The sequence below is a fragment of the Paenibacillus cookii genome (assembly GCF_018333375.1).
GTDB classification, from domain to species: Bacteria; Bacillota; Bacilli; order Paenibacillales; family Paenibacillaceae; genus Paenibacillus_AQ; species Paenibacillus_AQ cookii.
Genome location: NZ_BORW01000040.1, coordinates 26,769 through 37,042 on the forward strand (window position 1 = coordinate 26,769; position 10,274 = coordinate 37,042).

General features: G+C 59.3%; 7 protein-coding genes. All 7 read left to right on the top strand.

All coding sequences use genetic code 11. The annotated features are described in order from the left end of the window. Window positions 1-5 precede the first annotated feature (5 nt). From KI367_RS23635 to gcvPB, 7 genes are read left to right on the top strand one after another with little or no spacing between them, the layout of a single operon-like run. Complete coding sequence (locus KI367_RS23635; RefSeq protein WP_036713393.1) at window positions 6-1,277, top strand: ABC transporter substrate-binding protein; 1,272 nt, start codon at window positions 6-8, stop codon at window positions 1,275-1,277. 36 nt (window positions 1,278-1,313) lie between these two features. After that, window positions 1,314-2,303: a carbohydrate ABC transporter permease gene (locus tag KI367_RS23640; protein ID WP_212952409.1), complete on the top strand. Its 990-nt coding sequence runs from the start codon at window positions 1,314-1,316 to the stop codon at window positions 2,301-2,303. Next, a complete protein-coding gene (locus KI367_RS23645; protein ID WP_212952411.1) occupies window positions 2,300-3,112 on the top strand; it encodes a carbohydrate ABC transporter permease in 813 nt (270 codons plus the stop codon). The genes KI367_RS23640 and KI367_RS23645 overlap by 4 nt, the downstream gene beginning before the upstream one ends. A gap of 23 nt (window positions 3,113-3,135) precedes the next feature. Next, window positions 3,136-6,264 (top strand): beta-galactosidase, LacZ type, encoded by a 3,129-nt coding sequence (gene lacZ, locus KI367_RS23650; protein ID WP_246537236.1) that lies wholly within the window; start codon window positions 3,136-3,138, stop codon window positions 6,262-6,264. After that, window positions 6,257-7,039, top strand: coding sequence for an SDR family NAD(P)-dependent oxidoreductase (locus KI367_RS23655; protein WP_212952413.1), 783 nt, complete (start codon window positions 6,257-6,259; stop codon window positions 7,037-7,039). The genes lacZ and KI367_RS23655 overlap by 8 nt, the downstream gene beginning before the upstream one ends. Window positions 7,040-7,085: 46 nt before the next feature. Continuing rightward, entirely contained in the window at window positions 7,086-8,495 is a 1,410-nt protein-coding gene (gene gcvPA, locus KI367_RS23660) for an aminomethyl-transferring glycine dehydrogenase subunit GcvPA (RefSeq protein ID WP_212952415.1), read from the top strand. A gap of 18 nt (window positions 8,496-8,513) precedes the next feature. Beyond that, entirely contained in the window at window positions 8,514-10,091 is a 1,578-nt protein-coding gene (gcvPB, locus tag KI367_RS23665; protein ID WP_212952417.1) for an aminomethyl-transferring glycine dehydrogenase subunit GcvPB, read from the top strand. Window positions 10,092-10,274: the final 183 nt, after the last annotated feature.

The following is a 10,274-nucleotide window of genomic DNA, read 5'->3' on the forward strand; positions in this document are numbered from 1 at the left end:
ACAAGATGAAAAAGAGAATTTCACTCATTGTCCTTGCAACAACGGTGATGGTATCCGTATTGTCCGCCTGCGGCGGAAGCGGCGGAAACGCCGAAACGTCCGGCCAGGGGGAAGGCGGCTCCAAACAAACGAAAACGCTGCGTTTTGCGACCTGGGATACCGGGGATGCGCTTAAGATCGAACAGGATATCGCCAAAAAGTTCGAAGCGGCGCATCCGGGCACGAAGGTGCAGGTCGAGGCTTACGCGGACGGATTCGACCAGAAGCTGGCCGCCGGCTTCGGCGCGGCGAACCCGCCGGACGTGATGTACATGTGGGACTTCCCGACGTACCATCAATCGCTTGAGCCGCTGGACGGCTATGCGGACAAGGACCCGGACCTCAACATAGATGATTTTTACAAAGGATTGTTCAACTACGGCAAAATCGGCGATACGCTTTACGGCATCCCGGCCGGGTTTACGACCCGCGTCGTGTACTACAACAAGAAGCTGTTCGACGAGGCGGGCGTCCCGTATCCGAAAGACGGCTGGACCTGGGCCGAATTCCAGGACATCGCCCAGAAGCTTACCGACAAGTCGAAAAAGCAGTACGGCTTCGGGGTGCGCGCCGAAAACGACACGTACGATCTCCAGGGGTTCGTTTGGAGCAACGGCAGCTCCTTCATTTCCCCGGACGGCAAAGCGATCGACGGATACATGAACAGCAAGGAGACGGCCGAAGCGATCCAAATGTTCGGGGACATGGTGAAAAACGGCTCCGCCGTGCTGACGGGCGGCAAAGGCCAGCAGAGCGGCGACGACATCTTCAAGGCCGGCAAAATCGCCATGTGGGAAAGCGGCATTTGGCCGCTGGAGTCGTTTAAGCAGGCGGGCGTCGACGTAGGCACCGTGGAAATGCCGGCCTTCCCGGGCAAACCGGTCAAAGGCGTGCTCGCCGAATCCGCGCTGTCCATCGCCAAAGACTCCAAGCAAAAAGATCTGGCGTGGGAGTTCGTCAAATTTTACGTATCCAACGATTCGATCAAAATGCGCGTAGCCGACCTGCCTGTCCGCCAAAGCGTCGTGACCGAGCTGAAGAAGGACCAGGATCCGCTTTACAAGCCGTTTTACGCGATGCTTGAACGTTCGAGCGATACGCCGGCGTTCCTGCTGAACCCGAAATGGAACGAAGTGAACCGTCAGCTGTCGGCAGCGGTCGAAGCGGTGATGCACGGCGCGAGCGCCCAGGAAGTGCTGAACCAGGCGGTCAAAGACAGCGAGCGGTATTTGAAATAAACGCTTAAACAACCTCTAAAGAAAGAAGGTTAGGAGATGGCTCAGACCTACCTGCACAACGCACGGGAACAGACAGCCGCCCTTAAGCCCTTGAGAAAACGCAGATGGGGTGGGGCTGCTCCCTACCTCTTCATCTTTCCTTGGATATTCGGATTCGTCGTCTTTACGCTCGGCCCGTTGCTGTTTTCGCTGATCATATCGTTTTTCGATTGGCCGATCGTCGGCAAAGTGACGTTTATCGGTTTCGACAACTATATCGAAATGTTTACGGACGATCCGATGTTCTGGACATCGCTATTCGTCACCTTGAAATTCGCGGCCCTCTTCGTCCCGCTCAACATCATCATCGCGTTAGGACTCGCCATGCTGCTGAACCAAAAGGTGCGGGGCAGCGCGATATTCCGTACCGCCTTCTACCTGCCGTCCGTCATTTCGGGCGTGGCGCTCGCCATGATCTGGTCCTGGGTGTACAGCGGGGATTACGGGATCCTGAACTACTTTCTGTCGCTGTTCGGGATTCAGGGTCCGGACTGGCTGAACGACACGAAATGGTCGCTGGTGGCGATGGTCGTCGCCAGCCTGTGGGGACAAGGTTCGATGATGCTGATTTTCCTGGCGGGATTGAAGGGCATCCCGAAGGATTTGTACGAATCGGCTTCGATCGACGGGGCCGGCAAAATCCGGCAGTTTTTCAGCGTGACCATTCCGATGATCACCCCGACGATTTTGTTCAACCTCATTACGTCCATCATCGCGGCGTTCCAGCAGCTGACCCTGGCTTTGCTCCTGACGGGGGGCGGACCGCTGAAGTCTACGTATTTTTACGCGATGTACATGTACGAAAACGCCTTTAAATATTTCAAAATGGGATATTCCGCGGCCAACGCCTGGTTCATGTTCCTGATCGTGCTGGTGCTGACGTTCCTCGTCTTCAAGTCGTCGGAAGCATGGGTGTTCTACGAAGGCGAAATGAAAAAAAATTCGCGCGATGAGCGGAAATCGAAAAAAGGGGGGCAGGCCGGATGAAAAAGATGCTGACGTACGCGCTGCTGATCGTTTTCTCGCTCCTGTTCATCGCGCCCTTGTTCTGGGCGGTGACGACGGCGCTCAAATCGCAGCAGGAGCTGTATCTGTTCCCGCCCAAATGGATTCCTTCCGTCTGGAAATTCAGCAATTTTGCCGAAGCCTGGAACAGCCAACCGTTTAACCTGTTTTTGAAAAACACGGTGATCATTACGGCCCTGTCCACGCTCGGCCAGCTGATCTCCTGCACCCTGGTCGCTTACGGCTTCGCCCGGTTCCAGTTCAAGGGACGCGACTTCCTGTTTCTGGTCGTGCTGGCGACGATGATGATTCCGTGGGAAGTGACGATGATTCCGCAATACATGGAATTCAACTATTTGGGCTGGATCAATACGCTGAAGCCGCTGATCGTGCCTTCGTGGTTCGGATCCGCTTATTATATCTTTTTGCTGCGGCAGTTTATTTTGACCCTGCCCAGGGAGCTGGACGAAGCGGCCACGATCGACGGCGCCAGCAAAGTGACGGTGCTGTTCTGGATCATCGTGCCGCTGATGGGGCCTTCGCTCATCCTGGTGGCCGTATTCCAGGTAATGAGCTGCTGGAACGACTATCTCGGACCGCTCATTTTCCTGAACGACCAGACGAAGTATACGCTGACGCTCGGTTTGTCCCAGTTTAAGGGGATGTACGGCGTCGACATGCAGTCGATTATGGCGATTACATGCCTGATCTCCATCCCGCCGCTGGCCATTTTCTTCTTCGCGCAGCGTTATATCGTGGGCGGAATCGCAACGACGGGCATCAAAGGATAGATCGCAGAGAAAGGAAGAGGACCATGAATGACATCATGAAGCAGCGGGATTGGGATAACCTCGGCGTGCTGGAGCGTAACCGCACGAAGAGCCGGGCTTATTTCATTCCGTTCCCCGATCGGGAAGGCGCTTTGAGTTACGACCGGGGGAGTTCCCCGTGGTTCAAATCGCTGAACGGGATATGGAAATTCGATTTTGCGGAGGGGCCGGAGCTGGCTCCGCGGCATTTTTACGAGCAGGAATTCGACGTTTCGGGATGGGACGACATCCGCGTGCCGGGCCACTGGCAGCTGCAGGGCTACGGGCACCCGCATTACACGGACCTGTATTACCCGTTTCCGGTCGATCCGCCGCATGTGCCGAACGACAATCCGACGGGGAGTTACGTCAGGGACTTCGAGCTTCCCGCCCGATGGGACGGACGGCATGTGTCCATTAAATTCGACGGGGTGGACAGCGCCTTCCATCTGTGGCTGAACGGGGCGTTTGTCGGTTACAGCCAAGGGAGCCGCCTGACGTCGGAGTTCGATTTGACCCCTTATTTGAAATCCGGCGTGAACCGATTGGCCGTTCGCGTATATCAGTGGTCGGACGGCAGTTATCTGGAGGATCAGGACATGTGGTGGATGAGCGGCATTTTCCGGGACGTGTACCTGGTGGCCGAACCGTCCACCGTGCGCATGGCCGATTTCCGGGTGGTAACGGAGCTGGACGCCGAGCTGACGAACGCGGTGCTGTCGGTGCGCACGGACATGGCTGGAAAGGACGCCGGAGGCAAAGTTTCCCTCCAGCTGCTGGATCGGACGGGAGCCGAGCTGCTCTCCGCCGAAAAAACATGGTCCGGGGAGGCGCATGCCGAGTTTAACCTGCCCGTCGCCAAACCGGTTTTATGGAACGCGGAATCGCCGTATTTGTACCATCTGGTATTAACCGTATTCGATGCGCAAGGGCAGGTAACCGAAACCGTCGCCCAGCGGGTCGGCTTCCGCCGCATCGAGGTGAAGGACGGCCAGTTTTTGGTGAACGGCAAGGCGATCCTGCTCAAAGGCGTCAACCGGCATGACCATCATCCGGATACGGGCCGGACGGTGACGTTGTCGACGATGTTGGAGGACATCAAGCTGATGAAGCGGCATAACATCAACGCGGTCCGTACGGCGCATTATCCGAACGACCCGCGCTTTTACGACCTGTGCGACGAATACGGGCTGTACGTCATGGAAGAAACGGACTTGGAAACGCACGGCTTCGAGCCGCTTGGCAACATATCGCGGCTAAGCGACGATCCGGCCTGGAAGGAAGCTTACGTGGACCGGGTGCGCCGCATGGTGGAACGCGACAAAAACCATCCGTCGGTCATCTTCTGGTCGCTGGGGAACGAATCGGGCTTCGGCTGCAACTTCCGCGCGATGTCCGCATGGTGCAAAGAACATGATCCGACCCGCCTCGTGCATTACGAGGAAGACCGGGAAGCGGAGGTATGCGACGTCGTCAGCACGATGTATTCTTCCGTGGAGAAAATGGAAGGCTTCGGCCGAATGGAGGATCATCCGAAACCGCATGTGTTGTGCGAATTTGCCCATGCCATGGGCAACGGCCCCGGGGGACTGCGCGCGTATTTCGACGTCTTCGACAAATATCGGCGCTTGCAGGGCGGTTTCGTCTGGGAATGGATCGACCACGGCCTCAGCCGCAGGACGGCGGATGGCAAGGCCGATTACGCTTACGGCGGCGATTACGGCGATGTGCCAAGCAACGGCAACTTCGTGATCGACGGACTGGTTTTCCCGGATCGGACGCCATCGCCGGGCCTCCTTGAATATAAGAAAATCATCGAACCCGTCCGGGTGAAAATGGCCGATGAAGGCCGCATCCGCGTGACGAACCGCTACGATTTTATCGGCCTGGATCACTTGCGGGCGCATTACAGCGTCACGGCGGACGGACGGGTTTTGGACAGCGGCGTGCTTGAGCTGCCGGAGATCGGGGCGGGCGAAAGCCGCGAGGTGGAGATTCCGCTGCGGGATGACCCGATACGGAACGTCGGTGCCGCCGGTGCGGAACGCTGGCTGAACATCGGCTTCACGCTGGCGGCCGATTGCGATTGGGCTTCCCAAGGCCATGAGGTGGCCTGGGCCCAGTTTGCGTTGCCAATCGCACCCGCCTCCATTGAACCGGGAGCCGCGGCCGTCTCCGCCGAACCTCGGGCCTTGTCGGCAAACGAGGAGGACCGGAGGCTTGCCGTTGGTAACGATGCGTTCCGGATGACCTTTGACCGGCTGCAGCCGGGAATCGCTTCGCTGCGCTTCGGCGGCAAGGAGCTGATTCGTCGCGGTCCGCGCCTGAACTTCTGGCGGGCGCCGATCGACAACGACATGTACGTGCTCGCGGATTGGCGCAAAGCCCATCTCGACCGGCTGTCGGAACGGATCGACGGTTTCCGTTGGGAACGGCTGGACGATAGCGCGGTACGGGTCACCTGGAATTCGCGGATTGCGCCGCCGGTCCATGATTGGGGTTTCCGCTGCGAGGTTTCGTATACGGTGAGCGGCAGCGGGCTGGTCGTCATCGACGTGAACGGGACGCCGGAAGGAACGCCGCCTTCCATGCTGCCGAAAATCGGCCTCCAGCTCGAAATGCCGGGCGACATGGAGCATGTCCGGTGGTACGGGCGCGGGCCGGGGGAAAGTTATTCGGACAGCAAGGAAGCAGGAAGGTTCGGCGTCTACAGGAACACGGTCGACGGTTTATTTACGCCGTACGTGTATCCGCAAGAGAACGGCAACCGGACGGACGTCCGCTGGGTGTCCGTCTCGGATGGAACGGGCATCGGCCTGATGGCGGCCGGCGCGCCGGTGCTTGAATTCAGCGCAAGGCGGTATGCGGACGCCGATCTGGAAGCGGCTCGGCATTTGAGCGACCTGAAGCCGCGGGATTATATCACCCTTAATTTGGATTACCGGCAAAACGGCCTCGGCAGCAACAGCTGCGGACCGGCGCAGTCGCCGGAACATGCCGTCAAGCCTGAGCCTTTCCGGTTCCGCATCCTGCTGCAGGCGTATATGGCCGAAAACGGCTCGCCTGAACGGCTGTGGCGGAGCATGGCGGCGGAAGCGGACAACATGAAGCTGGAGGAGGAGAACGATGCTTAAATCACAGGATGTTTTGAACTTATCGGGTAAAGTGGCGGTCGTCACGGGGGGCGCTTCAGGGATCGGCCTGGCCGCCGCCGAGCTGCTCGCCGAATTCGGAGCGCATGCGGTGCTGGTCGACATCAATGAAACGGCGGGGGAACAAGCGGCCGCCGGCATCCGCGAAAAGGGAGGACAGGCCAGCTTCTACCGCTGCAACGTCACTTCCGCCGCGGATTGCGAGCGCGTCGCCGAAGAGGTCGCATCGGCGCTTGGGGGCATCCACATCCTGTTTAACAACGCGGGCGTCATCCGCCGCAAAACGGTGACCGAGCTCGAGGAGCGGGATTGGGATCTGGTGCTGGACGTTTCGCTGAAAGGCGTGTACCTGCTCTCCAAGTACGTCATCCCGATCATGGAGCAAGGCGGCGGAGGCAGCATCATCAATACGGGCTCCGGCTGGGGGCTGAAAGGCGGGGACCGGGCCGCTGCTTACTGCGCGGCCAAAGCCGGGGTCGTCAATCTGACCAAAGCGATGGCCATCGACCACGGCCCGGCCAACATCCGCGTCAACTGCGTGTCGCCGGGCGACACCGACACGCCGCTCCTTCGCGACGAAGCCAGGCAGCTTCAGCAGGACGAAGCGTCGTTCCTCGTCGCTTCGGCGGGCGGGCGGCCGCTGGAGAGGCTCGGCACGCCGCGGGATATCGCAAACGCCGTATTGTTCCTGGCCAGCGACCTGTCTTCCTGGGTGACGGGCAGCGTGCTTGTCGTCGACGGAGGCGGCATTGCTTAGGACGGATCTTTGTTTTGCTTTTCCAATACGAACGGAGGCGATTCATTTGGCAGAAAGAACCTATGCCCATCCTTATATTCCGAATACCGTACCGGAGGTCCGGGACGCGATGCTGAAGGAAATCGGCCTGACATCCTTGGACCAGCTGCATGAAGCGATTCCGGACAGCCTCAAGCTGAAGCGGGAGATGAACCTGCCGCCGGCGATGAACGAATACGAGCTGCGCCGCCATATCGAAGGCCTGCTGGCCAAAAACAAGGACGGCGCCGATTATCTCAATTTCATCGGAGCCGGCTGTTGGCAGCATTTCATTCCGGCGGTATGCGACGAAATCAACCAGCGTTCCGAATTCGTGACCGCCTATGCCGGCGAACCTTACGAAGACCATGGGCGTTTCCAGGCGTTGTTCGAATACCAAAGCCTGGTCGCCGAGCTTGTCGACATGGACGTCGTCAACGTGCCTACGTTCGACTGGGCGCAGGCGGCATCGACGTCCATCCGGATGGCCGGCCGCATGACGGGCCGCAAGACCGCTTTGCTTCCGCGTTCCGTCGATCCCGATAAGGCCGCGATCATTCGCAATTACTGCGTACCGGTCATGGACATCGCATACGTGGAGATCGACCCGGCGACGGGAAAAATGGACCTGGACGACCTGCAAAGCAAACTCGGCCCCGGCGTGGCGGCCGTTTATTTCGAAAACCCGGGGTATCTCGGCATCATCGAGGACCGGGGAGCGGAAATCTCGAAGCTTGCCCATGACGCCGGGGCCGTATCGATCGTCGGCGTCGACCCGATTTCCCTCGGGGTGCTCGAAGCTCCGCCGCGCTACGGCGCGGACATCGTCTGCGGGGATTTGCAGCCGCTGGGCATGCATATGAACTACGGCGGCGGCCAGGCGGGATTCATCGCGACGCGCGACGAGGAGAAATTCGTGATGGAATATCCTTCCCGCCTGTTCGGCATCGTACCGACGGAGGTAGAAGGCGAATACGGCTTCGGGGACGTCGCTTACGAGCGCACGTCCTTTGCCCTCCGCGAGAAGGGCAAGGAATCCGTAGGCACCCAAACCGCCTTGTGGGGAATTACGGCCGGCGTATATTTGGCGCTGCTCGGTCCGCACGGCATGAAGGAGGTCGGCAGCACCATCATCCAGAAGTCGCATTATGCCGCGAAGAAGCTGGCGGAGATTCCGGGCGTCGCCCTTCGGTTCGAAGGCGCCTTTTTCAAGGAATTCGTCGTCGACTTTAACGCCACGGGCCTGACCGTTGCCGAGATCAACCGCCGCCTGATGGAGGAAGGCATTTTCGGCGGCAAGGATTTGTCAGCGGGGTATCCGGCGTGGGGACAATGCGCGCTCTACTGCGTGACGGAAATCCATACGCAGTCCGATCTGGACCGCCTTGCGGCCGCGATCCGCGCGATTGTCGGCACGTCATCGACTACAAGAACCTAAGAGGGGGAGACAGACGCCATGAAACGGATTAAGAGAGACCTCAAGGTCCGTCAGTTCCACCAAGCCAAATGGGATGAACCGGTTATTTTTGAACTTCACCGCCCAGGAGAGCGGGGCGTCATCCCTCCGGGAACCGAAGCCGCCGTGGCGGCCGCGGTCGGCAGCGCCGAGGACAGCATCCCGGCCTCCATGCGGCGCAGTTCGGCTCCCGCGCTTCCGGAAATCGGGCAGGCCAAAGTGCTCCGGCATTATTTAAGACTGTCCCAGGAGACGCTGGGATCCGATTTGAACGTCGAAATCGGGCAGGGCACCTGCACGATGAAATACATTCCGCGCATCAATGAAATGCTGATCCGCAACCCGCGTTTAACGGAGCTGCATCCGCTCCAGGATGCCGGCACCGTGCAGGGCATGCTGGAGATTTACCATCGACTCGACCTTGCGATGCGCGAAATTTCCGGCATGGACGCTTTTTCGTTCCAGCCGAGCAGCGGCACCCAAGCATTGCTGGCCATGGCCTCCATCGTCCGGGCTTACCATGATTCCCGCGGCGAAGGCGACCGGCGGGACGAGATCATCACGACGATTTTCTCGCATCCGTCCCAGGCGGCGACCGCAGCGGTCAAAGGCTACAAGATCATCACGCTGCATCCGGACGAGGACGGGTTCCCGGATCTCGAAAAGCTGAAAAACGCCGTCTCGGAACGGACGGCCGGATTTGTCGTCGCGAACCCGGAGGACACGGGCATTTACAATCACCGCATCCGGGAATTTACGGACGTGGTGCATGCCGCCGGCGGCATTTGCTACTACGATCAGGCCAACGCCAACGGCCTGCTTGGCATTACCCGGGCGAAGGAAGCCGGCTTCGACATGTGCTTTTTTAATCTGCACAAAACCTTCGCCGCCCCGCATATGTGCGGAGGACCGGCGACGGGTGCGCTCGGCGTGACCGAAGAGTTGAAGCCGTTCCTGCCGGGGCCGCTCGTGGAACGCGAAGAAGGCGGGCGTTACGTACTGAAGGAGCAGGGCGACCTCAGCATCGGCAAGGTCCGCAGCTTCCACGGCGTCGCCCAAACCGTGCTGCGGGCATACGCCTGGATTCTGAGCCTTGGCGCCGAAGGATTGAAGGACGTGGCCCAAATCGCCGTGCTGAACAACAATTACCTGTACCATAAGATTTTGCAGATCCGCGGCGCAAGCGCTCCGTACATCAAGGGCCGCCGCCTGGAGCAGGTCCGGTACAGCTGGAAGCAGCTGACGGACGAAACGGGCGTCACGACCGAGGACATCACGCGCCGGATGTGCGATTTCGGCCTCCATTATTGGACGTCCCACCATCCGTACATCGTGCCGCAGCCGTTTACGCTCGAGCCGACCGAGTCCTATTCCAAGGAAGACCTGGACGAATACATTCGGGCGCTGGAGCATATTTCGAATGAAGCTTATACGAACCCGGACATCGTCAAAACCGCTCCGCACAACAGCACCGTTCACCGCAACGACGAGTCGTCCCTCGACGATCCGAAGCAGTGGTGCATTACGTGGCGCGCGTATTTGAAGAAAACGAAGGCCCAACTGCAGGAGCAGAAATAGGCACGCGCCCGATGTAAAAAAGGCATCCTCCACTGGCTTGAAACGCCTGGGGGATGCCTTTTTCGGTACGCCCAGCATGGGCGTCATCTCTAGGGTGAAAGTCCCGAACGGGGGCTGGCGAGCGCCTACCGTTAGCCAAGGGCAAGGGTGTCTGCCGCGAGGCAGAATCTGAAGGAAGCCGGA